This window comes from Mongoliitalea sp. (assembly GCF_054166905.1).
The window spans coordinates 1-25,869 of the sequence record NZ_JBSZCK010000024.1 but is presented as its reverse complement, the minus strand read 5'-3'; the positions used below and the strand labels follow the sequence as shown (position 1 = coordinate 25,869).

The following is a 25,869-nucleotide window of genomic DNA, read 5'->3' as shown; positions in this document are numbered from 1 at the left end:
ATGCAAAGAATTTTTCGGTGATAATGGACGGGAAAGAGCTCCCAACTCCCTTCACAGGAGGTATCAATGCTGCGCAATTTCAAACCATGGATGTGAATGGAGATGGTGTAGAGGAGTTGGTGGTTTGGGATATCAATGCGCGAAGAATTTCTGTTTTTCAGGTAGTGGAAGCTGGTTTTGAGCATCAGCCCGAACTCGCGTATGTCTTTCCAGATGACGTCAATGGCTTTTTGGTATTGGCGGATTATGATGGAGATGGTAGAAAAGATTTATTTACGAGCAGTCCTTTTGGAATTCGGGTATATCGAAATACTACACCCTCAGGCGCTACCAATCCACAGTGGACCTTGGCTCAAAACTTCCTTCGATTGGATAATGGGTCAAATTTACAGGCGAATAATTTGGATATTCCCTTAATTATGGATTTGGATGGGGATGGGGACTTGGATATTGCTACTTTCAATTTTGCATCGGGAGATTTTCTAGAGTTTTATCTCAATACCTCAATGGAGCGAAAAGGAACCCCTGATGTAGATGGATTTGCATTTCCTCAATTCCGCTGGGGAGGATTTGAGTTTTGCGATTGTGGGCAGTTTAGCTTTGGAATCACCTGTAATGGCTTACCATTGTCAACTGTGTCGTCACAAGGAGATGTCAATCAGCGTATTCAGCATGCTGGGGGACATTCTATGTTGTATGCTGATTTTGACGGTGATGGCGTGTTTGATTTGCTGTTGGGTAGAGATGAATGCAGTAGTTTGTATTTCTTGCCCAATAAAGGCAGTAACATCCAACCAGTTTTTGATGAGTTTGCGACAGAAATGCCAGTTTATGGTGTATTGCCTGAGTTTCCTGTTTTTCATACAGCATTTTTATGGAGGGATGAGTTGATAATCAGTAGTAATAGTTCGGAGTTTGCTGGTGCTTTTCGTTCGGATTACAGTAAGAATGTCTTTGCAATTGCTCCATTTACCAATGCGAAGTCACGGTTTTTACAGGATGAGATGATTGACTTGGGAGAAAATTCACGACCCTTTTTCAAAGGTTTTCAATCAGATGGAGAGTTGATTGTGACGGGAAATAAAGTTTTTGAGGGAGGTGTACGAGGACATGCGCAACGTTGGTCCGTGAAGGATGAGCAATGGACTCTACTAAATGATGATTACCTGAATTTGAGTCGTTTAAGGCTATCGGACATACAATATCAGGAGTTTTTGACAAGTGCAGGAAGGCAGACCTACTGGATTTCAGGCTACGATACCATCAATCGAATTGTAACACGAAGGGTGTGGATGGGTGACGGTCCCCAATTTGAGCAGATGCGGGAAGTACAAATACCTGAAACAGGTATACGGCCTTTGGATCATGTGGAGTTGTTTTCATTTGAAGGGAATGATTTTCTCTTGTTGGCAAGACAAACAGGGGAGTTGATTTTATTTGAAGCAAATCTGCAAGGCAACCCTCAATTGCGGCTCCGTGAGCGCTCATTTTTAGGTTTCTCAGACAGTCCAGCTGCACGAAATCTCAGTGTTCATGTTATCCCTAGAACTCGACCAGATTTGTATGCGGTGGATCAGCGAGGAGTAGTGTTGTTTATTCCGGATTTTATGAATCAGTCCGAGCGACAGCCCGTAACTATTCAATTTCCCAACAGGCAGCAAGCGTCCCGTTTGGGTAGAAATACCTGGATTAGCAGTATGAGCAAGGCTTTTGGACAAGAGCAGGATCTACTATTGGGGAGTACTGCCGGAGGTTTGGAATGGTTGCGGATGATTGCTAGTGGTGGTGAAGAGGTAGGTTTGCAAGTGAAGGTATTTCCTAATCCTAGTGATGGGATTGTCAACATATTAGCCTCTGAGTCTGGTACATTTGAAGTGTACAATGCCATAGGGCAGTTGATTCGGTCTGCATCACCAATACGAGGAAATGAACAAGTGACCGTGGATTTGAGCAATGTTGCTCCTGGGGTTTATTTTATTAGAATTAAGGCGGATAGTGGTGGTTGGGTGACGAAGAAGGTGATAATCTCTCGCAGATAAAGAACATTGAGCAAATTTCCTACAGATATAATTTAACTCTTCTGTGCCTTTAAAAACAGCGTCTTTGCGCCCCTGTCTGACCGACAGGCAGGTCTGCGTGATACCTTTTTCTTTGTGTCCTCGTGCCCCTTTCTACCGCAAGGCAGGTTCGTGGCAAAAGTCTCTCGCTGATACAGGAGATTCAACAGATTCCACACAGATGTAATTTAACTTATCTGCGCCTCTTTAAACAGCGTCTTTGCGCCATTGCGTGATACTTTTTTTAGCGCCTTAGTACCATATCCGTGCCAGTACGTACATCAATATGCCTGATTCAGGGCATGGTTTGAGGTGGGAATTTTGCTCAATTTTGAGGAGTAAAATAAAATTTCCCCAACGAAAAAACCAAACAAACAATGAACAAGATCTTACTCACCATGGCAGCGGCCTTACTATCGGCCGGGTCATTATTCGCTCAGGATTTATTTAATGGGTTCGGAACAAAAGGTATGGAAAATAAATACCTCAAAAAAGTGGACTCTTATTACATTCCACAGATGCAAATTGGATTTGAAACCTACGTCGAGACCAAACAAGTAGCCTTTGAATCTAAGCTTAGCAGCTTTGCTAATTCGATGGAAGCCATGAGTAAAGGAGGGTCATATGGAGGAAGGCAGGCTACCTCAGCTCGGGTAACAACCATTTTAGATGCAGGAATGGAATTAGGTGATTTTCAAAAATTGGCGAATGATTTTCATGGAATTTTAGAAGACGAACTTCGAAAAGCTGGCTTCAATGTGCTGGATATGAAGGAGGTGGATAAAATGGAAAGTTTTCAAAAAATTAAAGAAAAGTATTCAGATAAGACCGATAAAAAGCAAGGAAAGTCAAGTGACGATGATATTGGTGCAAAAGCTATTAAAGTGTATCCAGACTATACCCTTTTTATGTTTGATGAAAAATCATTGATGAAAGGAGGAGGTCCAGCATTTTATGGCATGCTTAAAAAAGTGCATGCTGAAACGAATGCAGGGATGATTTTACAAAACTTGATTGTTGACTTTTCTACTGTAGAATTGGATGTGAAGATCGATGCAGGCACAAAGGGAAAAGCAACAGCCGCAGAAATGAAGATTGTTCCAAAAATGCGAATCACTTACAATGCCATTGATTGGATTACCCCTAAAGGAGGGCCATCCTCTGCACCATCCAAATTGAAGGAGGAATTTGTCTCTAAAAATGAGTATAATGCGAATATCTACAGCGATCCAAAAAAGGCTGAAACGTTGTTTGAATTCTTCTTTAAAGGTAAGCCTCCTGTGGATTTTGATCCTCGCATCATTTCAATTTCTAAAGAAGATTATATCGCCGCAGCCAAGGATTTATTTACCCAATATTCTCAGGAATTTGCAAAGACAATGGTCGTTGGGGCCAAGGGAAAGTAAGGGTGACTTACTAGACCATAGCCGGGACTTGTGCCCGGCTTTTTTTGGGCTCGCAGAAGGCGCGGAATACGCAGAAATCTCGGAAAAAGAGGTGAAAACAAATGATGGAGGCGACAAATAGTTAGTAATCAAATGCTTGAATTAAATTAGGGAGATTAATGAATCGGATAAAATTGCTCAGTATAACTCTATGGTTGTTGACCGGTAATCTATTAGCCCAAAATAGTAAGTCATGGGCTTTTGTACAGTTTAATGGGGACCGAACCATGGGTATTTCTATGAAATACCTAACATTGAGCAATCCTGCGGATGCAGCTAATCAATTGACTTCAACTTATATTTTTCCTGAGTTTGATTTTGTGAAGATGAACTTTGAAAAAGGAGCTTGGAATTGGTCATATCGTAATAAGTTGCCAGGGGATTTTATTGGTTCGGGTTTGCAATTGGTATTTACAGGAGAAATGCCCTACTATAAATATAGACCTTATTCCACGTGGATTCATAACTTCATTGGTTGGTGGAATATCACAAAAAATGTGCTTTTAACGGATGAATTTGCACTTGCCGTAGGTGGACATATCGGTGATTACTATTTGGATTATAGCTGGGATAAAGATACCTATTATAACCCTCATGGTTTTCATGTTGCGCTTGGTCCCTCTTTTATGTTGGATTATTTGCTTAAAGGGAGTGCTATTCTTCATTTTGAAACATCTTTTGCTTATGCACACTATTTGGCTGATGGAGATGGGTTTGGGGCTTATCCGGCTCCAATCGTGTTTAATTCAATCCTTGAGCTTCGATCAAATTCTAAATTATTTGCTGGGCTTGAATATGTGACTTTTTTAAATAGGGGTAGTGAACCTTTTCGAGGTCAAAGATTGGAAGCAAAACTTGGGTTTCGTTTCAAAAGGTAGGTCCAATACTCATTTTTAGTAGTAATGAGATCCTTTGCATAGTAAGCCTGCCAAGGAAAACTTTAGTTCTCGCGGAAAGCACGGAAGGCGCTGAAATCCCGGAAGAGTATAACCGCGGAGTCATCAAAGGCTAACGCAAAGGACTCAAAGAATTGGATTAAATTGGTTTTATGATTTTCAACTGTGTTGAATAATGCCTTTATTTGACAGTTCGATAAATGTACTAGTCTCCAAAGCTATTCTTATTAGAGACGAAAACTCTCTGAATAAATCAAACAGCCGTCTATTTTTAATATTTCCAGTTGTGATCAAAAGTAATTTTTTTGGCTTTCCCAAAGCCATGTGGGAATGGTAAAAATCAGTGTCTTTAGTAGCTACAAAAACATCATGAAAGTCAGCATATTTGATGATTTCCCAGTCGGGTGTTTCATCACCTTTAGGTAGTTGTTCAACATGGATAGAATCCAATCCAATATTAGTTAATATTTAAGATAGCTTAATAGGCAGTTGAGCATCCAAAATCAGTTTCATATGGATATTTTTGTGTAACTGGAATAGTTAGATATTTTTCTTGCATAAGCTAGGCAGGCCAAGATATCTTCTTCTTCTAGGTTTGGATAATCCTCCAAAATTTCTGCATGAGTAGTTCCAGCAGCCAATAGATCAAGTATTAAATCAACAGTATATCGTTTGTTACGAATGGTTGGTTTTCCATGGCATATTTCTGGATTTACTGTTATCCTGCTGAGTAATTGATTTTCCATAAAATAGTAACGTAAAGTTTATCTATGAAGTTAACAAAAACAAGCAATATCAAGTAAGACTACAAAACTAGTGTTATGATAGTGCTTTGCTCCAAAGACAATATAATAAAATTACTTCAGACAATTTATATGTTTGATGTTGACGAATTCTACCTAATTTCTGAAAACCTTTGCTTGCTGTTACTTTTCCCGACTTAACCTGCGTCTTTGCGTGAAATCCTATCCATCAAATCAAATTATTCGCATACGCAAACTTGATTAATCCTACCAAAGAAGAAGTCTTGGTCTTTCGGAAGATATTTTTGCGGTGGGTTTCCACAGTTCGCTCGGAGATAAAAAGCGTTTCCCAAATTTCTTTATTGGACTTTTCTTGAGCAATTAACTTTAAAATCTCTCGTTCACGATCTGTCAATAATCGCTCTTCATCGGGAAACTGTAAACTGTGAATAATGATGCGGTTGATGTCATTGCTGAGGTAGATTTTTCCGTTTTTTACGGCTTCGATTGCTTGCAGTAATTCTTTATGGGAGTCATTTTTCAATACGTAACCTGCTACCCCTTCTTTGAGTATTTCCTTGAATAGGTGTGTTTCATCGTATTGCGAGAGTACGATTATTTTGGTAGAAGGGCTGATTTTTTTGACCACCCTGACAAGTGCCAATCCATCCATACCAGGCAGATTAAAATCTGTAATGAGTAAGTCTACCGCATGATGTTTGATAAAATCTAATGCTTTTTCGGCAGAATGAGCCTCTCCAATGATGTTAATGCTTGTTTCATTGGCAAGCATACTTTTGATTCCGTCTAGTAAAATAGCATGATCGTCTACCAAAAATACATTCATGTTTTGGGGGTTTTTAGCTTGTTTAAAGATAGCAAATAATGCGGCTATATTCATGCATGCAAGTTAATGGATAGTAACTTGCTCGTAAATCCGTGCCAGTGGGTATTTATGTACTGGTAGCTATGGTTGAATAGCTGTTCCCTTTTGCTTTTACCACTCCTCTGCTAGGGACGTCAATGATGAATGAAGTTCCCTTTCTGTCCGCTTGTGAGTCTACTTCCCATTGGGCTCCAATTCTTTGGAGTCGGGATTGTATATTCCTCCAGCCATTTCCAGAAGCATTTTCGAGGATGTGAGGGTTAAACCCTTTACCATCATCTTCGATAATCAATGAAAGTTCCTCTTCATGACGGGTCAGCTGTATGGATATTTTATGTGGGCTAGCATATTTGATTGCATTGTTGACCCATTCTTGGATCACTCGGTAGAGTGAGATTTCCAGCAACTCCTCTAATCGATCTTCCAAACCAAAAACAGTTACCTCAATACTGATTTTTCCAGATTGATTCATACGTTGGGCAAATTCTCTAAGCCCTTCTTTTAAACCAAATTGAATCAGGGTAGCGGGCATCAGGTTAAATGCAATGTTACGAATCTCTTGATGCATTTCTTGGAGGATGTTTTCACTTTTGTCGACGACAGCAATCCTTGTTTCTAGCTGATCAGAATTGCTTTGAAGCTGTGATATATTCAATCGCAAAGCTGAAATTAGCTGCCCAAAACCATCGTGTAGGTCCTGAGCAAATCGTTTTCGTTCAGTTTCTTGGGACTCTAAAGCGGCATGGATATAAGCTTCTTTTACTTCCAGTTCTTTTTGCTGTATAAGTAGTTTTTGCTCTTTCTTATTTCTGCTTCGAATGAGCAGTAAAATAGTCGACACTGCTAGTAAAATCAGACCCCCTAAAAGTAAAGCAAACAAGCTTCTTTGGAGATTCTTTTGATTTTCGACAATGGTCAGTTGTTGTTCAGATATTTGTTGATCTTTGAGGGCTGTCTCGTATTTGGTTTCTATTTCTGCCAATTGGCCGGATTTCTCCAAATTGAAAATACTGTCTTTTAAAGCAGTACCCGATTTGAAGTGCAACAGAGCTTGTTGAAATCTGCCTTGGCTTTCATAGATTTCACTGAGCAGTTGATGTGCCGCTGCACTGCGCTGCTTGTCTTGGATTTTTTCTCCTAAAGTCAAGGATTGCCTGCCATAGTTTTCTGCAAGGGAAGGATTGTCCAGTTTCCAATAGGCTTTGGCCAAGGAGTGTAACAAGAGGCTATGGTCAAAATCATTGGTGAATTTTTCACGGTAGATAGTTTCAGCTTGGTTGTAGTAGGTGACTGCCTTGCTATATTCCTGCGAATCCATGGCCAGATTCCCTAAGTTGGTGGTGGTAATGGCGATAGTCTTGAAGTCATTGATAGCACTCGCTTGCTCAAAGGCGCGTGTATAATAGAATTTTGCAGAATCCAGTTGAAGCAAGTTGTGGTAGGTAGAACCTATGTTGAGGAGTAATTTGTGGAGGTTATTGGTCAGGGAGTTAGATTGAAAAAGTCTGAGTGCTTCAAGATAGGTTTCCAATGCTTTCTGATTGTCTTTCAGGAAATAATGGATATTACCCACAGTAAAGGTAGCAGATGCCAGCATGGATGGATTGTCCAGTTTTCTGGCTAATTCCAAGGAACGTGTAGCATAAGCGAGTGCCTCTGGATACTTACTTTGATTTTGGGCAATAAGTGATAGGTTATTATACACTGCCGACAATCCTCGATCATCACCTTTCTGTTGATAGACGTTTATTGCTTCTTCCAAATACATGGTTGCGGTATCATAGGAAGAGGCCACCCAGTAAACTACCCCCGCCACGGTAAATCCATAACCTTTTACCCTCAAATTATCGATGTTTTCCATGACTCTTAATCCATCAAATACCAGTGATTTGGCCTGAGGGGAGTCTTCATACATTTTTTTCCAAGCCAATTCCATGATGGCTTCTGCTTTGATGGTATCAGAGGTCGTGGTTGCAATTACTTGTCTTAGGCTGTCAACTGGGTCTTGTTGAGCTATCAAGACGTTGGGACAGTATAAAAGAAAAGCGCATAAAAGGGATAAAAGATACTTCATACAATAGTCAGGATGTAAGCTTCTCTGGATTAAAATCAAGCGATTAATTGGGTGATTTTGGTAATCAGGATTAGTCCATTTTTAAAAGACTAGCTAACTGAATTGCTAACTAGCCTCCCAAAAAGTACAAGAAAATAATGAAATGCGCAATTTTATTTGCTGGAATTACTTTTTGTTGTGAATAGGCTTGGTAGATTATCCAAAGTGCTTACGCTCACTAGTTCCGGAAAATAGGGGATCTGAAATTAAGTACTTAATGAAACGTTTAATCTGGTATATAAAATTTTTGATTTTGTATTTTTGGAATGACGTCAATGGTGGTTTCCATGGGAACTTAGTATTAACTCTATAACCAAATCTCACATGAAAAAGAAAGTATTTATTTTACTTGTTGGTATCTTGGGCTTTATAGCAGTGCCAACGCTGAATTCTTCTAGTCAAACATTAAAAGACTATGCTGCCGTGGCTAAATTGTCATATGATATCGTAAAAGATATTGATGCGGATTGTAAAGAAAAGCAAAAGGCAGGAGTATTGAAGGTTTGTAAAAATGACGGTTGCCCTCCAGGAAATTGTATTTCATTTAGAAAAAGATGTCTTACTCCAGATGATTGTAAATGATTTATTTAAGAAACTGGGCTCAGGAAGAGCCCAGTTTACAAATACTTGGATTTTCTTTTTTTTATTTTCCTTTGGATGTAAAGAAAACAAATCCAATGAGGAGTCTTTTGCTGTAGATAACCAACAAATGAAAATTGATACAGTATTGGTAAAGCCTCTTAACAGTTCTCAGGTAGGTTTTTTCCAGACCGATGGTAGTACTGTATTTTATGTAGATAAACTTTTTGGCCAACTAGAAGAGTTTTCCTTAGATGGAGAATCACGCGGTATCAAAGTAAGAGAGATGGATGGTCCAGAACAGCTACAAGGTATATCGGAATTGATACCCACTCCAGGTGGGTTTATTATCCGGCATGATTGGATGTTGTATCGTTACTCAAAACAATGGGAGTTTTTAGGAAAGTCGATGTTTGAATTTCAACATACTGTGGATTATCAAGAAATGCTAGAACGCCCGAAAGGAGACTATATTGGGATGTATGAATTGCAGACATATAACTCTAACAGCAGATATTTGCCTTCCGGAGATTTACTAATCAAAGTGGATGTAGAACACCCGTCATTTAATGCGTTTATTTCTAGAGACTACTACAAAGAGGCTAGGGTATTGGGCAAGGTTGATATCAAGACTGGACTAGTAAAAGAAATAATGGGTACGCGACCGGCTTCCTATGAAAAATATCGGTTTCTCCCTTTTCATAGCATGATGGATTTTGCGGTTGGAAAAGAGGGAGATTTTTACTTGACCTATGAAATTGATTCCCTTATTTACGTATACGATCCATCTATGCGATTGAAACAGACATTTGGAGCGGAGGGAGTGGGGATGAAAAGGAATTATCCCGAGACATCCAGCTTGGAAGTAGCATTTGAGGGTCGATATTGGAATGAGTCGCGTAGACTTTATGCTTATTACAAAGATATCTACGTTGATACGGATAAGTCCTTGGTGTTTCGTACATACAGGCAAGGAGGAAGAGCTGACAATGGCTACGATGAATATTCCAATCCACTTCGAATGCAGATTTTTCGGAATCAAGTATTGGAGATGGATGTGGCGGTTCCTCCAAGGTTTAGAATCATTGGAAAAATAGGAACTTCCTATATTGCTGATGGGTATTTTAATGAAGTGGAAGAAAAGCAAGGCTTTTATTTGTTAACCTATAATTAAGTCGCCAATGAAACTGTTATGCTGCTTGACCATGTGCACACTGTTGTTTGTTGAATCCCTTGCCCAAGTAAAGGTATCTGGCAAGGTGATTCATGCAGAGTCGGGTGAACCCGTTCCTTTTGTCACTATTATGATTCGTGAACTGACCAAAGGAACCGTTAGTAATCATCAAGGGGAGTTTAATTTTCTTCTTCCTAAGGAAGCCAAGCCAGAACAGGAGTTGGTGTTTTCGCATATTGGTTTTGCGCAAAGCAGTTTGAAAATCAAAGACCTCCCAAGCAAGCCTTTCCAAATTGTCTTAAAACCAGACGAATATGAAATGGATCAGGCGGTAGTGTTGAGTTTCAAACCCAAGGAAATATTAAAGCGCATGCAGGAAAATTTGAGTCGAACTCAATATACAGAGCCTTATGAAATAGATATTTTTTATCGGGAGCTGATTTGGGGAAATGATACCATTCAGGGTTTGGCTCGGGCTAGTGGTTACATGCATTCGGAAGGATATCATCCCAAGCATTCTCAAAAAAGCCACGTTTCAGGAAATGATTTTCATTTCGTAGGATTTGATCATATTCAAAAGACAGATTATGGAATCATTAATAGACGAGGAGGTAAAGTACGATCCAACGTAGCAGCTATGATATTTCCGCACTTGATTTTTCGTTTGTGGGATTTTAACCTTTCATGGTTTGATTATGAGTTGCTGGGAGGGAAAAAAATCGGAGATAGATCGGTTTTTGTAGTAGCTGTCACTGCTAAAAATGGAGGGTTAAGAAGAAAAGCCAGTCGTTGGGGATATTCATTGTATGGCTTGCTACAATCCGCTGTGTTTTATATTGATCAAGAGGATTATGGGGTTCATTGGATGGAATTAAGAGAGGATAAACCCAATGAAATTAAATATAGTAAGTATAGTGGGCAGTCATACATTGAAAAATACAAGACAGCCACTGTTAAATATCAACGACTTACGGATGGGAAATATGTGTTTGCATATGCAAACTATGAGAATTTTTATACCGACTTAGGCTACGATGTAGAGCCAAATCCCAAAAAATGGGAAGTGCGTGAATTTGCGGAAGTGTATGCCATGGATTACCAATTTGTGATTTTAGATAAGGAGAAACTGATGCGAAAATTCATGGCGCCAATCTTTGGAGAAGTCCCGTTCCGCACAATTGGTTATCACATTGATAACTATAATGCCTTGATTTTCATACCTGGAAGAGCGCGTTACCATCCTGAGTTTTGGAACACATTTGATTACCCAGCTTATCCCCAAGAGCAAAAGCTCGAGCAACAGCTGAGTGTCAATCGACCGCTTGAGGCGCAATTTGCTGCTTTTAGAAACAATCAGCTATTTCTGCATGATAGGCTTCGCAAACGAAACGGAAGAAGTGAGCATTATTGGGGGCGAACCAGTCTTTACTATAGTGCCGCGGAGTATTAAAGATTGTAGTGTTGGTCAATCAAATGAGAACTCAATAGCTTTCCCCTTCTGTAGGAAAGCTTCTAGCCTTCACATCTGCAATGTAATTCTCTACGGCCTGCGTCATGGTTGTCCTGAGGTCAGCATATTGTCTTAAGAATCTTGGTTTAAATTCTTGGGTAATGCCCAACATGTCATGGACTACCAATACCTGTCCATCCACATCTGGTCCTGCACCAATGCCGATGACGGGTATGCTGACTGTCTCGGCAACTTTCTTAGCTAAGGCAGCAGGAATTTTTTCCAAGACTATGGCAAAGCAACCACACTCTTCCAAGATTTTGGCATCTTCAATAAGTTTCTGTGCCTCTGCATCTTCTTTGGCACGGACGGTATACGTTCCAAACTTATAAATAGACTGTGGAGTCAATCCCAAATGTCCCATCACAGGAACACCTGCGCTCAAGATACGAATGACCGATTCTTTGATTTCAGAGCCTCCTTCTACCTTAATCGCATGTGCGCCTGATTCTTTCATGATTCGTATAGCCGAGCGGAGGGCCTCCGAACTATTACCCTGATACGAGCCAAAAGGGATATCTACCACGACAAAAGCTCTTTTCACAGCTCGTACCACAGAGGTAGCATGGTAGATCATCTGATCCAAGGTAATCGGTAGCGTGGTCTCATGTCCGGCCATTACATTGGATGCTGAATCACCCACTAAAATAATGTCAATACCCGCACTGTCCACAATTCCAGCCATGGAAAAATCGTAAGCAGTCAACATGGAGATTTTCTCTCCACGATTTTTCATTTCCTGTAAAATATGGGTGGTGATGCGCTTGATGTTCGAAGACTGATGTACTGACATGTTTGATTAGTGTAAATGTGCGGTAAAGTTTTCTGAGTTAAGATCTACGGTGATATGTTCGCTGAGGGTAGTGGCCAATTCCAAACCGGTATAATCTGGCGTAACGGGGTACAATGTGTGACTGCGGTTGACTAGCACAGCTACTTCTATTTTTTTGGCCTGTCCTTGTAAGAATGGGAAAAGTGCATAGACCAGTGTTTTTCCTGTATTCAGCACATCGTCTACTACCACCACGACTTTTCCTTGAATAGCAGCAGATTCGCTCAAGGTGATGGGGTTTTCTGCAACCGAAGCCTTGTCCAATTGAATTTCAATTGCAATTGTCTTGATGCCTGAGATCTCTTCTAAGGTAGTAGACAGCAATCGGGCTAAAATTAAGCCCATGCCCGATATACCTGCAAAAATGATTTCTTGCTCCTCATTGTTGCGCTCATAGATTTCATAGGCTATTCGGGTAATTTTCCGATTGATTTGCTTATGATTGAGTACTAAGGTCATTGATTCGCTCATGGAGAGAGGGGATGTTTCAGAGTTGAAAATTAAAGAAATGCACTCGGCTTTCAAAGAAAGCTTTTCCTGTTTTTATCATCGGTGGCTATCTTCTTCATGGAGGATGTTGATATACGATTCATAGCGATAGGGGTGAATGTACCCTTCTTCCAATTTTGCTAAGACTACACAGCCAGGTTCATTGAGGTGCTGACAGTTGTTGTAGCGACATTGGCCGAGGTATTTTCGCATTTCTACAAAATAATGAGAGAGCTCAAAATCATCTATATCCAATATTCCAAATTCTTTGATGCCGGGCGTATCAATCAAATAGCTTTCAGGCCCTACTTCAAACATTTCAGCAAAAGTTGTGGTATGGACACCCTTTGCACTGAATTTGGAAATTTCTTTGGTAGTTTGGTTTGCTTCGGGAACCAACTTATTGAGTAAGGTGGATTTCCCCACTCCTGAGTGTCCGGAAAGTAAGGTTGTTTTTTCCTGTAGTAAGGGCTTAAATTGTTCCTTTAAATCTTCGTCATTCAAGGCGGATATTTCAAGCACAGGATAACCCAAGGGCTCATAAATGTCCCGAATGTCTTGCAAATGGTCTAGTTCTTTATCTTTAAAGTCTAAGTCCATTTTATTGACTATGATACTGGCAGGAATGCGAAAACTTTCTGTACTTACCAAAAAGCGGTCAATAAAACCCAAGGAAGTCCGTGGATTTTTGAGGGTCACAATCAAAAATGCCTGGTCAATATTGGAAGCGATGATGTGGGAGTGATGTGCTTTACGGGTAGATTTTCGGATGATGTAATTTTCACGGGGTAAAATGTCCTTGATGACTGTGGACTCTAGGTCTTCTTCATTTTCCAACAACACCCAGTCTCCCACAGCGATCGGATTGCTCAATTTGAGGTCTTCCTGCTTAAACTTACCGCGAAGTCGGGCATTTTTTGCTCCTTTTTCGGTCTGCACTACATACCAGCTCCCCGTTGATTTGATGACTCTTCCCTTCATAGTTACTTATGCTGTAAGCGATAAATTTTTTTTCATCCATTGGATGATTTTTGTTTGTTCTTCGATTGTACAGAGTTCCAAGCTTTGAACATTCATAAAGATAGCATCATCTGTTGTTTCTGCCTTTCGTAATTTTTTGTCAATATAGCGTTTGTTTCGACCAACAGGATGCAAAAAAATAAAGGAAGGCTTAGAAAATAGTTGATTTCCCTCCCTGATACTTAGGTGGTAGTAAAATGCGGCACAGTTAAATTGTGAATTGTGTCGAAATGGATGTTTGATTTGGTTAATCAGCACTTCTGGATATTGCGCAAAATATGCTTCCACTGCTTTTTTATCGATTGTATGAGGCGTATGACTAGAAAAAAAGTACCTGCTTTGGAACCCTAAAATGTTTGCAGCATTCCACTGCCCCACATGGAAGGAAGGCTTGGGCTGAAATTCTCTGTTGGAAAGTAACCTATGCTGTACCAATGTCCGTAAGCGATTCCAGGCGTTGCGAAGCACCGGTCTGAGCAACCATGTTCCTCTCATCACAGGTTGATTATCTACAAAGAAATCAGTAGGCTTTGTTGGACGAATTAAGAACATGTCGTCACTCAAAAAGAAGAAATGATCCGAAATATCCTTGATTTTCCATAGCAAAGCCTCAATGGAGCGACTATTGAATGTTGGGAGGAATTCCAGATGGTCACGAAAGATTTCCTTATGGTCCACTATTCGAATATCCTGAATGCGGTCGGGGAAATACTGCTCCACGATTGTATGTACATCGGGTGTTTGCTCATCTGTTACGATGAATATATACCGCACAAAGGGAGCAAAGCGTAAGATGGATAAGATGCTGTATTGGAGTTCGTTGGCATTTCCAAAACGGGTTTTTTCAGCACCTGGGATATGCTTCCTGGATTTACCTTGGAGTGCCTGATCCATTTTAGCTTGGTGCTTGGGATCGTCCCCATCCACCCAAGTGATCACGGCATCTATTGGGCTATACGTGGTATTTTCCATCAAACAATCCCTTTAAATCTATCCGGAATTCTTACTACGAGTTTCCATTTCAACATGGTTGGCTTGTTCCAAGCCCAAATGGGGCGAGCATATGTTTGGAGTTTCCTAGCTACTCGAAGCCATTTTTCATCAACTTTGGGCTTCCCATGAGTGATGATATCAATGGTCCGCGCTCTTTTTTTGATATGTCCTGCACGGCCTGTTGCCATTCGGTCTTTGTCTTTGAAGCGATCCAAAATCATGTCGTAGTCTACGGAACCAAAATGAAAAAGAAACAGGTTGGGATCAATCTTGAAATTATGACCTTTCACACGGTGAAAACCAGAACCCCAATTGACAGGTTTGGCAATCACAGATGGTTTGGTGTAGCGAGAAGATAGCAAGGCATAATTCCGTTGCCCTAAGAATGGTTGCGTTCTGTCTAAGATGGGTTCTGTATTTCTGTCTTGTCCCACGTCTATACCCAAACCCGACACACAAGGATCAATTTCAATTTCGCTCAAATAGGTGACTAAGTCTTTCCTGGTTGCAGGATCTACTACCAAGTATTCATCGGCATCTACCCCAATAACGATATCATAACTTTCCAATAAGGATTTTGCAACCTCGGATAAAAAACCTAACCTACGTTTTTCAGCTTTTACTACATGTTCGGCTACTCTTTTTTCATGAAAAATATTCACATTTCCAGCATTGGCTGGAATGGGTTGGTCCTCACCATCTAAATAAATGTACAGATTTTCCTCTCCGAGTTCTTTTCCGTAATAGTTAATCCATCGAGTCAAGAAAAAGTCATCATTTCGTGCCATGGTAATGACGGCGATTTTTTTAAGAGATGCTTTTTTTGAAGAGGTACTCATGGATTAGTTGGGGTTTGAAACTCAAAAGTACTTCTATAAATGCTAAATTGGAAATTGAAGTTCATTTGTGGTTAGTGGGGTGGGCCTAAAATTAATTGATGCCATATTTATGGTTGCGCTAGATTTATATTTATTTACATAATTAAATCAGTTTATGGGTAGGATTAGACATTTCTTTAAAAAGCAATATAACCAGTTCAGATTCAATCTTTGTGCAAATGAAAATCCTCTTTACTTGGGGTTTTATAAGTTTTTTTATAAGCCTCCTAAAGATTCGCTTTCTGAATTTTTGGATCAATACTCCAGAAAAAACGCACCTATTACGTTTATTCAAATCGGTGCAAATGATGGTTTTATTTACGATCCTTTACAAAAGTTTATCAAAAGAGACTATTGGAAAGGAATCATGTTAGAGCCTCAGCCGGAAGTGTATGAGCAATGGTTGACTAAAATCCACCACAAAAGACCGGAAATTGTTACGATTAATGCAGCGTTAGCACCCCAATCAGGTCAAATGGAGTTGTTCATTATTTCGTTTAGCAAAGAAAGATGGGCCACAGGCTTATCTAGTTTTGATAGGTCGGTATTGGAGCGAAAAGTGGAGGATGGAACCATTCTCAAAAAAGCAAAAAAAGCAGGCATTGAACCTCCCACTGATAAGAGGGATTGGATCACATCTCGGAAAATTCAAGCGATCACTGCTGATCAATTGATAGCAAAATTAGAAGGAGCTTCAGTGGATTTATTGGCGATTGATACAGAGGGCTATGATTATGAAATTTTGAAAATGATGGACTTAAACCATTTGAGCCCTGATGTAATTGTTTATGAAGATGAGCATTTTGACCCAACTACAAGGGGAGCTTGTAGACGATATCTTGAAGACCATGGCTATCAGACTCACCAAGTAGGAAGAGATGCCTATGCGGTAAAAAAGAGGAGGAATAATCAATAAAAAAAGCCCCATCTTTGGGGCTTTTTCAAGTGATCGGAATTTGATTAGTTTTTGCTTAAATAATCTGCAACACCTTCTTTGGTAGCGGACATTGCTTCTTTGCCTTCTTCCCAGTTAGCAGGACATACTTCACCAAATTTCTCAACATGGTGTAAAGCGTCTACCAAACGGATCATCTCATCGATGTTTCTTCCCAATGGGAAGTCGTTGATAGTCTCATGTCTTACAACACCTTGCTTATCGATTAAAAATGTACCTCTGTAAGCGATTGGAGCACCTTCGAAAGTCAATTGACCATCTTCGTTGTAGTTCCATTCACCTGCCAATACACCGTAGTTGTGAGCAATGGTTTTAGCCACGTCTGCCACGATTGGATAGGTTACACCTTCGATTCCACCGTTAGCTTTAGGAGTCATCAACCAAGCTAAGTGCGTTTCTTCCGTATCTGTAGATGCGCCTACTACGGCTACACCTCTTTTTTCAAACTCAGCTAATTTTTCTTGGAAAGCCAAGATTTCAGTTGGGCAAACAAAAGTAAAATCTTTTGGATAGAAGAAGAATACTACTTCTTTTTGACCGATGTACTGCTGTAAAGAGAAGTTTTCAATGATTTCTTCTCCATTGATTACTGCACCTGCGGAGAAATTTGGTGCTTTTTTTCCTACTAATGACATAGTAAATTGTTTTAATTAATTTGTTAACGTTTGTAGACTGTTTAAGACGCCGATTGGGAAAAACAGGCGCTTATTTTTTTGTCATTATTGGGTTTATTGCTTTTTTCAATTAATAGTACCCGTGAGATAGATTAATTGAACGACAAATTTACAACTCCCTTCCTGCTTTGCCAAAACTTGTAAAATAAAATATGGTAGATAAAATGTATGGCTCATTTAAAAAATCAATAATTTGGAAATATGTTTATCGACAGAAATAAAGTTTTGTTTTTCAGGGATTTGGTAGCTTGGTATGTGTGTGCTGATTCGTGGTTTTATCCAAAATTATTCTTAGCAGGTTTCCATTCTAGACGGAAAAGTTTGTATTTTAGATGTTTGATAGCAATTACAAGTAATGATTAAAGTTCTCTTCGTTTGTCTAGGTAATATATGCCGTTCTCCTTTAGCTGAGGCTATCTTTAACTATAAAGTAAATCAACATGGATTGAGTCATCAGTTCAAGAGTGATAGTTGTGGCACCTTTGATTATCATATCGGGGAATTACCGGATGAGCGGACCATTGCTTGCGCGACGGGACATGGAATCCCCATCAATCATCGGGCTAGGCAGATTAATCGGATTGATGTTAGGGAGTTTGATTATTTGCTAGTAATGGACTATTCCAACAAAAAGAATGTAGAGGAATTTATTCAACGCCATCGGATAACACATGATCATGTGTATCTGATACGTGAATTTCAGGAGGATGCAGAAACGATGGAAGTACCTGACCCTTATTATGGTGGAATGGAAGCTTTCGAACATGTCTATGAGATATTGGACGATGCCATCGATCAGTTTCTGCAAGTGTTGAAGGAAGGAAAGCATGAACTTGTTTGACGCAGAGCGTTTTTTTGAACATATCTTATTTGAAAGTTTTGGACAACAAGTAGTCCTAAAAAATTCGAGGCTTATTGCAGCAGGGAATTTGAATCAAGGAGTTTTTTTACAAACTTCTGATCAGCGCTTTTTTCTTAAGACCAATTTCTCTGAATTCACGGATATTTTTCAAAAAGAAGCGGCTGCCCTACAAAAAATGCGTCAGTTCTCCGACTTGAAAGTTCCAAATATCTATCATACGGGTTCTTATCAAGGTCAGAACTTTCTATTGATGGAATGGATAGACTCTGAACGAAGGCATCAAAATTTTTGGGAAACCCTAGGAGAAGGGCTTGCGCAAATGCATATGCATTCACAGGCTAATTTTGGCTTAGCTCAGGATAATTACATAGCCTCATTGCCTCAGCAAAACTCCGTAAAGGAATCTTGGGTTGATTTTTTTATCCAAAATCGCTTGGAACCTTTGGCAGGTAAAGCTTATTACGAGGGATATTTTTCCCTTGAATTTTATAAAGAGTTTCAGAGACTTTACCCCTTGCTACAAGCATTAATACCACTGGAAAGACCAGCCTTTCTCCATGGAGATTTGTGGTCTGGCAATGTCATGATCGACGAAGTAGGTAAGCCATGCCTGATTGATCCTGCTATTTATTATGGTCATCGAGAAATGGATTTAGCATTTAGCAAGCTTTTTGGAGGTTTTGATCCCTTATTCTATGACACCTATCAGGAGGTATTTCCTATTGAGCCTGGTTTTGAAGAGCGTATGGATATCCATAATTTATATCCACTGCTTGTTCATGTATTGCTTTTTGGAGAAAGCTATGTACACGGCATTGCCAAAACGATGCGGAAGTATTTACGCTAAAACTGGCTTGTGCAAAACCTGAAATGTAGTCCTTGTTATTTGTTCTAATATGACTTCTTTTCCTTGAATGATTTGTTCGATGATGAAGGGTTGATGGTTTTTGATGGTAATTAATTGCAGACCTTCATTGTACCGAATTTGGAAACTGTCTTGTAAGCGCTGAATCAGTTTTTCGAGTTTGAATTCCTGTCGATCAATCACAAGTGAAATACTGATGGCAGAGGTCTGAAATACATTGACTTTCAATTTCAAGTCATTAAGGACCTGATAGATGGATTGGATATGTCCTTCATTGACAAAAGTGAAATCTGTGACTTTGAAGGAAACCAATACCTGTTCGTCTTTGACTACGATACAAGGAATGCTGTTACTCGTGACAGTTTGATGGATTTTGGTTCCTTCCTCTTCTGGTCTTAAGAAGGATTTTACAAATAAAGGAATTCCAGCGTTTGCTAATGGCTTGATGGTTTTTGGATGGATGACAGAAGCCCCATAATAGGTGAGTTCGGCTGCTTCATGGTAATCCAATTCATCAAATTTGATGGTGTCAGGAAATCGTTTAGGGTCTGCATTTAATACTCCCGGCACATCTTTCCAAATAGTGACGGATTGTGCATTCAGGCAACTTGCCAATACGGCTGCACTGAAATCAGAGCCTTCTCTTCCCAGTGTGGTGGATGAACCTGCTCGTGTGCTACCGATAAAACCAGGGATAATCACGGGGTATTTATCCAATTTGGGCGTCAGCTGTTGCTTGCAGTTGGACTTGGTTTGTATCCAGTCAATTTTGGCAAAGCGGTAGTTGTCATCTGTTGTGATGATTTCACGAGCATCTTGCCAGAGGCAGATGTAGCCTTTGCTACAAAGATACTCTTGTAAGATTCTGCTGGAGAGTAATTCTCCATAACACACCACTTGATCATAAAAGTAATCGTAGTTTTCTTTGGTAAGTGGGCGCTCCAATTGTTTTTCCAGCTGTGTCACTAGATTAGCAACAATAGGAAAAATCGAAGAATTTTCTTCAAACAATTCCCTGCAGATATTCAGGTGGTACTCTTTTAAAATAGTAATATTTGAAGAAAAATCTTTCTGCCTATATTTATTTAGCAAAATTTCCTCTAGCAGATTTGTGGTCTTTCCCATTGCAGAAATGACGATTACTAGCTGATTTCGCAATCGATTGAATAAAATTTCAGAAAGGTTTTTGATCGAGTCGGCATCTTTTACAGATGCACCGCCAAATTTGAAAACAAAAGTTTTTGACATCAGAAATTTCCTCGTAATTTTCCAGTAAATAATTCACTAATTGTATTTTTCTTAGAGCATGAAAATCAAACAGTACATACCCAGCACTTCATCTATGGCCTATTCGGTCGGTGTTACTTTAGACCGCTTCATTAAGATGAAACAAGACGATTTCCCATATGCATCCGGAGAACTTTCCCAGTTGCTCCGCGATATCGCATTGGCTTCCAAGATTGTGAACCGAGAGACTAACCGAGCAGGCTTGGCAAATATCGGTGGTGCATTTGGACAAACCAACGTCCAAGGAGAAGAACAACAAAAATTGGATGTAATTGCCAATATTCGATTTACCCGTGCGCTGACTAAAGGGGGAGAGGTGTGTGCAGTAGTGTCTGAGGAGGATGATGAAGTGATTGATTTGCAAAATGGTTCAGGGAAGTATGTAGTGGCCATTGATCCTTTGGATGGCTCTTCCAATATTGATGTGAATATTTCGATTGGGACAATTTTTTCAATTTATCGTAGAAAAACTCCAGTAGGTAGCCCGATTACGGTGGAGGATATCATGCAGCCCGGTAATCAGCAGGTAGCAGCAGGCTATGTGCTCTATGGATCATCTACCATGTTGGTGTACACAACGGGGCATGGGGTCAATGGATTTACGTATGAGCAATCTTTGGGTGAATTCTTTTTGTCCCATCCTGAAATGAAAGCCCCGGAAGATGGGAAAATTTACAGTATCAATGAGGGTTCTTACAATCAATTCGATGAGGGATTGAAGCAGTATATTTCTTATTGTAAAGACAATAATTTTAGCGCTCGATATATCGGTAGTTTGGTGGCTGATTTTCACCGAAACTTATTAAAAGGGGGTATTTATATTTATCCAGCGACAACCAAAGCACCAAGTGGTAAACTAAGATTGCTCTATGAAGCAAATGCACTGGCATTTATTGCAGAGCAGGCAGGAGGCGCCGCAACGAATGGTCATATACGAATTTTGGATATTGATCCTACAAGTTTGCATGAGCGTACACCACTCTATATCGGTTCACCAAAAATGGTAGCTAAGGCTGAGGAATTCTTAAAAGCTCGTCAAAAAGCGACAACAAATAGTAATTAAATAGGATTGATAAAGTTTGCAAAAAAGCCCTTGCCAGTTTTGGAAGGGCTTTTTTTATAGACCACTATATTTTCTTCGCAGTTCGATTTTTTTCAGCTGACGATTGATGAGGGATTTTGCGATTTCTTCGCTCATGAATTCTGGATCTGTTTCATGTAATAAACGATGAAGTTCCCCCTCTCCTAAATCAACTCTGTAGCAAATCTGAAGCAATTTCTCAAAATCTTTGTTGAGCAAGTAAGTTACCGCTTTCGTGAGTTTGGAAAGTAATTCCTCATAGGATATATATTCCCCGTGTTCCAAATGAAAGTCTTTGGAAATCAATGCTACTGCTTGGTATAGATCCTTTTTATCCATAAAAAAAGGGAGCCGAACTCCCTTATTTTTTATTCTTCTGTGTTGCTTTCTTCGGAGCTTTCACTACTTTCTTCCAATACCTCGGGAGCAAACTCTCGGATGATGTGATACCATGAAATCAATTTTTTGATATCGGATGGGTACACCTTGTTTTCATCAAAATCTGGTAGCACATGCTTTAAAAATGCTTTCAATTCATCTGCATCTGCATTGGTGTCAATTCCCAAATCACCGCTGAATTCCTTTTCGATGGTTTTCATGATGTCCTCTAGTGGAGAAGCTCCCTCTTCAGTCATGGTGTACATAGAGATCTCACCCAAAATGGATACACGCTGATTGGAACCTACCACCAATTTGGATTTTTTGCTGTCTAGAGACTCTAAAATGACCCCACCTCTAGTGGGTTTTAATACTCTATATAAACCAGGTTTTCCTGCTACGGTAGCTATTTCGTTAAAATTCATAGTCGATTGATTCAATTAGGCTGCAAATATATAAGTTACCATCGAATGACCAAGAAGGTAGCATTGGCTATCCTTAATTTCCGTCCAAGTATTCCTGTACTTCGTTTTGAATGAAGGCAGTAAGTTCTTCTCTTCCGGTGGCTTTTTCTGCGGAAGTGACGAAGTATTGGGGTTCGTCATCAAACATTTCTACCATTTTATCCAAAAAAGCCCGCACGTTAGCATCCGTTTTGGTTTTCCCTTGTTTATCCGCTTTGGTAAACACAAGCACGAATGGTAAATCACTTTGAGCACACCATAATATAAATTCTAAATCTATTTTTTGAGGCTCCAATCTGGAGTCTATGAGAATACAAACGGCCACTAGATTGGGACGACTTTTCATGTAATCTGCAATCATTTTCTCCCAAGTGGACTTGATGCTTTTGCTTATTTTGGCAAATCCATATCCGGGTAAGTCCACCATATACCATTTATCATCGATCAAAAAATGGTTGATCAATTGGGTTTTTCCAGGTTTACCGGAAGTTTTGGCAAGGTCTTTATGATTTGTCAGCATGTTGATCAGAGAGCTTTTCCCCACATTGGATCTACCGATAAAAGCAAACTCAGGTTTATCGGGAGCAGGACATTTGTTGTGGTCTGTGTTGCTGATGACAAATCGTGCTTTCTTAATCATTCCTTCAATTTTTTCACAAAGGTAGTCTTTTTCAACCAGAAACGATAGAGGGACTTTGGAGAGGATTCCTCGATTTATTCCCAACATTTTTCTTATGCTCAGGTTATCTTAGTAATATTGCAGCTTATTAGAGATACGTACATGTCAGTAGTACCATACAAAAACAAGGAAGAAGGAAAGAAGGCGCAGGTTGCGGAGATGTTTAACAACATTAGCCACAAGTATGATTTTTTAAATCACCTGTTGAGCTTGGGGATTGATATCACCTGGAGAAAGAAGGCCGTGAAGCTATTGAAAAAGGATCAGCCTAAGCTGATTTTGGATATAGCTACGGGTACTGGAGACTTCGCTATCGAGGCGTTGGCATTAAATCCGGATAAAATCATCGGAGTAGATATCTCTGAGGGGATGTTGAACGAGGGGAAGAAAAAGATGAAAAAGAAAAAGCTGGACCATATCATTGATTTGCAATTGGGAGATTCAGAGAAACTCCTGTTTGAAGACAATAAGTTTGATGCGGTAATCGTTTCTTTTGGAGTTAGAAATTTCGAAAATTTGGAAAAAGGCTTGGCAGATATGTTTCGTGTATTGAAGCCAGGAGGTAAAACGGTGATTGTGGAGTTTTCAAAACCCAAAAAATTTCCAATGAAGCAAGGATATAATTTTTATTTCAAATATATTTTGCCTCAGATTGGAAAATTGATCTCCAAAGATAACTCAGCCTATACCTACTTACCCGAATCGGTTCAGGTATTTCCGGATGGTCAGGACTTTCTTAACGTTTTGGAAAAAGTAGGTTTTAAAAATACGCAATGCAAGCCATTAACCTTCGGTATAAGTTCGATTTACATAGGGGAAAAGTAATTCTTCCCCTCATTTTTTTATGTTTTTTTTCCCTGGAAGCTTGGTCTCAGGCGCGTTTTGGTGCAATCAGTAAAGCTGGTCAGGACGATAAATTGATTTCCTATGGTTTTTTTCTTGCAGGGCATACCAATTACTATCAGCTGAAATATTCAGAGGAGTTTCTAAATGGCACCAACGAATACTTGGCCAATATCCGCAGCATTACTCCTGTATATACCCCTGGATTTTCCTTGGGTTTTTTAGGTGTATTCCGCATTCACGATCAATTCAATATTCTTCTCACTCCTAAAATCGGTTTCTATGAGTTTAGGGCGGACATCAATTATTTTGGAAACGATTTGGATCCTTCTCTGATAAGTACTCCGGGAAATGTCCGCAATCTTCCATCGGGCACTCAAACAGTGGTGACCGAAGCTACGATGATTGAGTTACCATTACTTTTCAAATACAAGGCTCAACGCTTCAATAATAATCGAATGTTTTTTATGGGAGGAGGGAGTGCTATGTGGCGTACTAAGGTCCAAGAGGAGGCAGATTTAGAAGCATTGGTCACTACAGGTAGAGATTTTACCTTGGACCTCGGGATGGGTTTTGATCTCTATTTCAAGTATTTCAAATTTTCCCCAGAGATCCGTTTTTCACATGGTCTTCTCAATATCTACCGCCCCGAAGCCATGGTTGGCGCTAACCAACAATTCGGTGATGCCATCTCCGAGTTACGCCGGAAGTCAATTACGATTTATCTGCATTTTCAGTGATTGTGGATCAGTGAACTTTGGAAAAGTTTACATGTGATCACAATTTGTGACCTCAAGTGAGAAACACGACGTAAAAGGTTTTTGCCCATGTCTTCAGAGAACAAGGAATGTGTTGTGCTGTGTAGTAAGATCGAAGTCAAGGTAAGTAACCTAATCACACAGGCATTTATAGCCATGCGCAAGACCTTGGAAATACATGTTTTACTTTTTCGAGAATGGATTATTTATTACAGAAGTACAACTAAAACTATTGAATGGTCAGTCCATAAAAAAAGCTCCAACTAATTAAAGAAGGAGCTTTTTACTTTAAGTACCCAGGGCCGGAGTCGAACCTATTGGATTTTATAATTTTTAGGTTTTTGTTAGATGTGCTAAAAAACGCCATTTTTTCCAAAAATGGACTGTTTTTGATGATATTATTGTCTTTTCGAAATAGTATGTGATAGTACTTAATCCATCTAAATCTAAGAAATGTTTGCCAACGGTTTGCCAAAAATATCTTTTTGGCTAACTTCCGACCAATCAATCAGGGAAGTTTATGGCAACTATCAAATATCTTTTAAGGAGTAATCAGAATAAGCATGTGCCTATTTATCTTTCATTTTCCATGGGAAGAGGTGCTACTTTTAAATGTAAGACCGGATTTTCAATCAATCCAAAAGATTGGAGTGAGGCTAAAGGATTCCCCAAGGCTAATGATGAAGTTAATAAGAAACTTATTTTAGACCTAAAGGAACTTGAAGGGTTTTTATTGGATCAGGTAAACTTGGCACAGTCAAAAGGGATCCCTATTGATGGAGATTTTATTGCAAGAAAAGTGGCGGAATGTTTCAATAGGATTGAATTGACAGATGATACATTGGTCAAAAATCATGTGCAATACATCATTGATAATGCTGCAACTAGGAAGGTTACTGGAAAAAATAAAATTGGCCTAGCTCCAAACACTGTAAAAAATTATCAAACCTTTCGGAAGGTACTTGAAAACTATGAAGCTCACACAAATAAGCCTATTCATTTTACAGATTTAGATTTCAGCTTTGTGGAGGCTTTTAAGAAATGGTTGCTAAAAGAACAGAAATATTCAATCAACCATGCAGGAAAGAGCCTCTCCTTCTTGAAGTTTGTTGCAGCAGATGCTGAGAAATTTGGACATCCTGTTCATCCCTATGCTTCCAAAATAGAAACATTTTCGGAAGCAGACGAAGACCGATACATTGTCACTTTAGATCCACAAGAGCTTGAAGCCATAAAGAAAGTTCATCTTGAAAGAGAAGCGTTGGATAATGCATACAGCGGTCAAAGTGACCCCCTATCAGCGCTGCAAATTGACCCCCCGGAGTTAAGTAGTTTTTTGGTCAGGAATAGTGGACTTACTTCGCGTTAAAGTTATTGTTTTTCTTGGTTAATATTTCGTTTTCTTCTT

General features: G+C 39.6%; 27 protein-coding genes. 13 read left to right on the top strand and 14 right to left on the bottom strand.

Going from position 1 to position 25,869, the window contains the following annotated elements:
* Positions 1–23 precede the first annotated feature (23 nt).
* The 3 genes from ACXIUD_RS07860 to ACXIUD_RS07850 all read left to right on the top strand — a co-directional run bounded on the left by ACXIUD_RS07860 (position 24) and on the right by ACXIUD_RS07850 (position 4,380).
* Complete coding sequence (locus tag ACXIUD_RS07860; RefSeq protein ID WP_458052076.1) at positions 24–2,039, top strand: T9SS type A sorting domain-containing protein; 2,016 nt, start codon at positions 24–26, stop codon at positions 2,037–2,039.
* Positions 2,040–2,434: 395 nt separating this feature from the next.
* Complete coding sequence (locus ACXIUD_RS07855) at positions 2,435–3,463, top strand: hypothetical protein (protein ID WP_458052075.1); 1,029 nt, start codon at positions 2,435–2,437, stop codon at positions 3,461–3,463.
* A gap of 158 nt (positions 3,464–3,621) precedes the next feature.
* Positions 3,622–4,380 carry a hypothetical protein gene (locus tag ACXIUD_RS07850; protein WP_458052074.1) on the top strand — a complete coding sequence of 253 codons (759 nt, stop codon included), beginning with the start codon at positions 3,622–3,624 and terminating at the stop codon, positions 4,378–4,380.
* Positions 4,381–4,557: 177 nt separating this feature from the next.
* Here the strand turns inward: ACXIUD_RS07850 and ACXIUD_RS07845 are convergent, their stop codons facing one another.
* The 4 genes from ACXIUD_RS07845 to ACXIUD_RS07830 form a co-directional block, all read right to left on the bottom strand.
* Complete coding sequence (locus ACXIUD_RS07845) at positions 4,558–4,854, bottom strand: DUF5615 family PIN-like protein (protein WP_458052271.1); 297 nt, start codon at positions 4,852–4,854, stop codon at positions 4,558–4,560.
* A gap of 53 nt (positions 4,855–4,907) precedes the next feature.
* Positions 4,908–5,144, bottom strand: a complete 237-nt coding sequence (locus ACXIUD_RS07840; protein ID WP_458052073.1) for a DUF433 domain-containing protein — start codon at positions 5,142–5,144, stop codon at positions 4,908–4,910.
* A gap of 226 nt (positions 5,145–5,370) precedes the next feature.
* Positions 5,371–5,988, bottom strand: coding sequence for a response regulator (locus ACXIUD_RS07835; RefSeq protein WP_458052072.1), 618 nt, complete (start codon positions 5,986–5,988; stop codon positions 5,371–5,373).
* A 106-nt stretch (positions 5,989–6,094) separates the two neighbouring features.
* Positions 6,095–8,101: a tetratricopeptide repeat-containing sensor histidine kinase gene (locus tag ACXIUD_RS07830; protein ID WP_458052071.1), complete on the bottom strand. Its 2,007-nt coding sequence runs from the start codon at positions 8,099–8,101 to the stop codon at positions 6,095–6,097.
* A gap of 363 nt (positions 8,102–8,464) precedes the next feature.
* Between ACXIUD_RS07830 and ACXIUD_RS07825 the strand changes: the two genes are divergently transcribed.
* From ACXIUD_RS07825 to ACXIUD_RS07815, 3 genes are read left to right on the top strand one after another with little or no spacing between them, the layout of a single operon-like run.
* Positions 8,465–8,722, top strand: a complete 258-nt coding sequence (locus ACXIUD_RS07825; protein WP_458052070.1) for a hypothetical protein — start codon at positions 8,465–8,467, stop codon at positions 8,720–8,722.
* Positions 8,709–9,893: a hypothetical protein gene (locus ACXIUD_RS07820; protein ID WP_458052069.1), complete on the top strand. Its 1,185-nt coding sequence runs from the start codon at positions 8,709–8,711 to the stop codon at positions 9,891–9,893. The genes ACXIUD_RS07825 and ACXIUD_RS07820 overlap by 14 nt, the downstream gene beginning before the upstream one ends.
* 7 nt (positions 9,894–9,900) lie before the next feature.
* A complete protein-coding gene (locus ACXIUD_RS07815) occupies positions 9,901–11,343 on the top strand; it encodes a carboxypeptidase-like regulatory domain-containing protein (protein ID WP_458052068.1) in 1,443 nt (480 codons plus the stop codon).
* Positions 11,344–11,374: 31 nt separating this feature from the next.
* Here ACXIUD_RS07815 and panB read toward each other — a convergent pair whose 3' ends face one another.
* The 5 genes from panB to ACXIUD_RS07790 form a co-directional block, all read right to left on the bottom strand.
* Positions 11,375–12,196, bottom strand: coding sequence for a 3-methyl-2-oxobutanoate hydroxymethyltransferase (gene panB, locus ACXIUD_RS07810; protein WP_458052067.1), 822 nt, complete (start codon positions 12,194–12,196; stop codon positions 11,375–11,377).
* Between the two features lie 6 nt (positions 12,197–12,202).
* A complete protein-coding gene (locus ACXIUD_RS07805) occupies positions 12,203–12,706 on the bottom strand; it encodes a phosphoribosyltransferase family protein (RefSeq protein ID WP_458052066.1) in 504 nt (167 codons plus the stop codon).
* A 75-nt stretch (positions 12,707–12,781) separates the two neighbouring features.
* On the bottom strand, positions 12,782–13,705 hold the full coding sequence (rsgA, locus tag ACXIUD_RS07800; protein ID WP_458052065.1) for a ribosome small subunit-dependent GTPase A: 924 nt from the start codon (positions 13,703–13,705) through the stop codon (positions 12,782–12,784).
* Between the two features lie 6 nt (positions 13,706–13,711).
* Positions 13,712–14,716, bottom strand: a complete 1,005-nt coding sequence (locus ACXIUD_RS07795) for a Stealth CR1 domain-containing protein (protein WP_458052064.1) — start codon at positions 14,714–14,716, stop codon at positions 13,712–13,714.
* Positions 14,716–15,576 (bottom strand): glycosyltransferase family 2 protein, encoded by an 861-nt coding sequence (locus tag ACXIUD_RS07790; protein WP_458052063.1) that lies wholly within the window; start codon positions 15,574–15,576, stop codon positions 14,716–14,718. The genes ACXIUD_RS07795 and ACXIUD_RS07790 overlap by 1 nt, the downstream gene beginning before the upstream one ends.
* Positions 15,577–15,730: 154 nt before the next feature.
* On the opposite strand from ACXIUD_RS07790, the gene ACXIUD_RS07785 reads away from it, so the two are divergent.
* The gene (locus ACXIUD_RS07785; protein ID WP_458052062.1) at positions 15,731–16,531 is read left to right on the top strand and encodes an FkbM family methyltransferase; all 801 of its coding nucleotides are present in this window, start codon (positions 15,731–15,733) and stop codon (positions 16,529–16,531) included.
* A gap of 44 nt (positions 16,532–16,575) precedes the next feature.
* Here ACXIUD_RS07785 and ACXIUD_RS07780 read toward each other — a convergent pair whose 3' ends face one another.
* Entirely contained in the window at positions 16,576–17,205 is a 630-nt protein-coding gene (locus tag ACXIUD_RS07780) for a redoxin domain-containing protein (RefSeq protein WP_458052061.1), read from the bottom strand.
* 394 nt (positions 17,206–17,599) lie between these two features.
* Between ACXIUD_RS07780 and ACXIUD_RS07775 the strand changes: the two genes are divergently transcribed.
* The gene (locus ACXIUD_RS07775; protein ID WP_458052060.1) at positions 17,600–18,085 is read left to right on the top strand and encodes a low molecular weight protein-tyrosine-phosphatase; all 486 of its coding nucleotides are present in this window, start codon (positions 17,600–17,602) and stop codon (positions 18,083–18,085) included.
* A complete protein-coding gene (locus tag ACXIUD_RS07770) occupies positions 18,072–18,953 on the top strand; it encodes a fructosamine kinase family protein (protein ID WP_458052059.1) in 882 nt (293 codons plus the stop codon). The genes ACXIUD_RS07775 and ACXIUD_RS07770 overlap by 14 nt, the downstream gene beginning before the upstream one ends.
* On the opposite strand, the gene ACXIUD_RS07765 is transcribed toward ACXIUD_RS07770, so the two are convergent.
* Positions 18,945–20,219, bottom strand: a complete 1,275-nt coding sequence (locus ACXIUD_RS07765; RefSeq protein WP_458052058.1) for an aspartate kinase — start codon at positions 20,217–20,219, stop codon at positions 18,945–18,947. The genes ACXIUD_RS07770 and ACXIUD_RS07765 overlap by 9 nt on opposite strands.
* A gap of 58 nt (positions 20,220–20,277) precedes the next feature.
* On the opposite strand from ACXIUD_RS07765, the gene fbp reads away from it, so the two are divergent.
* The gene (gene fbp, locus ACXIUD_RS07760; protein ID WP_458052057.1) at positions 20,278–21,321 is read left to right on the top strand and encodes a class 1 fructose-bisphosphatase; all 1,044 of its coding nucleotides are present in this window, start codon (positions 20,278–20,280) and stop codon (positions 21,319–21,321) included.
* Between the two features lie 54 nt (positions 21,322–21,375).
* Here the strand turns inward: fbp and ACXIUD_RS07755 are convergent, their stop codons facing one another.
* The 3 genes from ACXIUD_RS07755 to yihA all read right to left on the bottom strand — a co-directional run bounded on the left by ACXIUD_RS07755 (position 21,376) and on the right by yihA (position 22,821).
* Positions 21,376–21,678 (bottom strand): hypothetical protein, encoded by a 303-nt coding sequence (locus tag ACXIUD_RS07755; RefSeq protein ID WP_458052056.1) that lies wholly within the window; start codon positions 21,676–21,678, stop codon positions 21,376–21,378.
* Positions 21,679–21,707: 29 nt separating this feature from the next.
* Positions 21,708–22,142, bottom strand: a complete 435-nt coding sequence (locus tag ACXIUD_RS07750) for a DUF5606 family protein (protein ID WP_458052055.1) — start codon at positions 22,140–22,142, stop codon at positions 21,708–21,710.
* A 73-nt stretch (positions 22,143–22,215) separates the two neighbouring features.
* Positions 22,216–22,821 carry a ribosome biogenesis GTP-binding protein YihA/YsxC gene (gene yihA / locus ACXIUD_RS07745; protein ID WP_458052054.1) on the bottom strand — a complete coding sequence of 202 codons (606 nt, stop codon included), beginning with the start codon at positions 22,819–22,821 and terminating at the stop codon, positions 22,216–22,218.
* Between the two features lie 141 nt (positions 22,822–22,962).
* Between yihA and ubiE the strand changes: the two genes are divergently transcribed.
* The 3 genes from ubiE to ACXIUD_RS07730 all read left to right on the top strand — a co-directional run bounded on the left by ubiE (position 22,963) and on the right by ACXIUD_RS07730 (position 25,830).
* Positions 22,963–23,685, top strand: coding sequence for a bifunctional demethylmenaquinone methyltransferase/2-methoxy-6-polyprenyl-1,4-benzoquinol methylase UbiE (gene ubiE, locus ACXIUD_RS07740; protein ID WP_458052053.1), 723 nt, complete (start codon positions 22,963–22,965; stop codon positions 23,683–23,685).
* Positions 23,634–24,443, top strand: coding sequence for a type IX secretion/gliding motility protein PorT/SprT (gene porT / locus ACXIUD_RS07735; RefSeq protein ID WP_458052052.1), 810 nt, complete (start codon positions 23,634–23,636; stop codon positions 24,441–24,443). Before ubiE ends, porT begins: the two co-directional genes overlap by 52 nt.
* A 538-nt stretch (positions 24,444–24,981) precedes the next feature.
* Positions 24,982–25,830 carry a phage integrase SAM-like domain-containing protein gene (locus ACXIUD_RS07730; RefSeq protein WP_458052051.1) on the top strand — a complete coding sequence of 283 codons (849 nt, stop codon included), beginning with the start codon at positions 24,982–24,984 and terminating at the stop codon, positions 25,828–25,830.
* Positions 25,831–25,869: the final 39 nt, after the last annotated feature.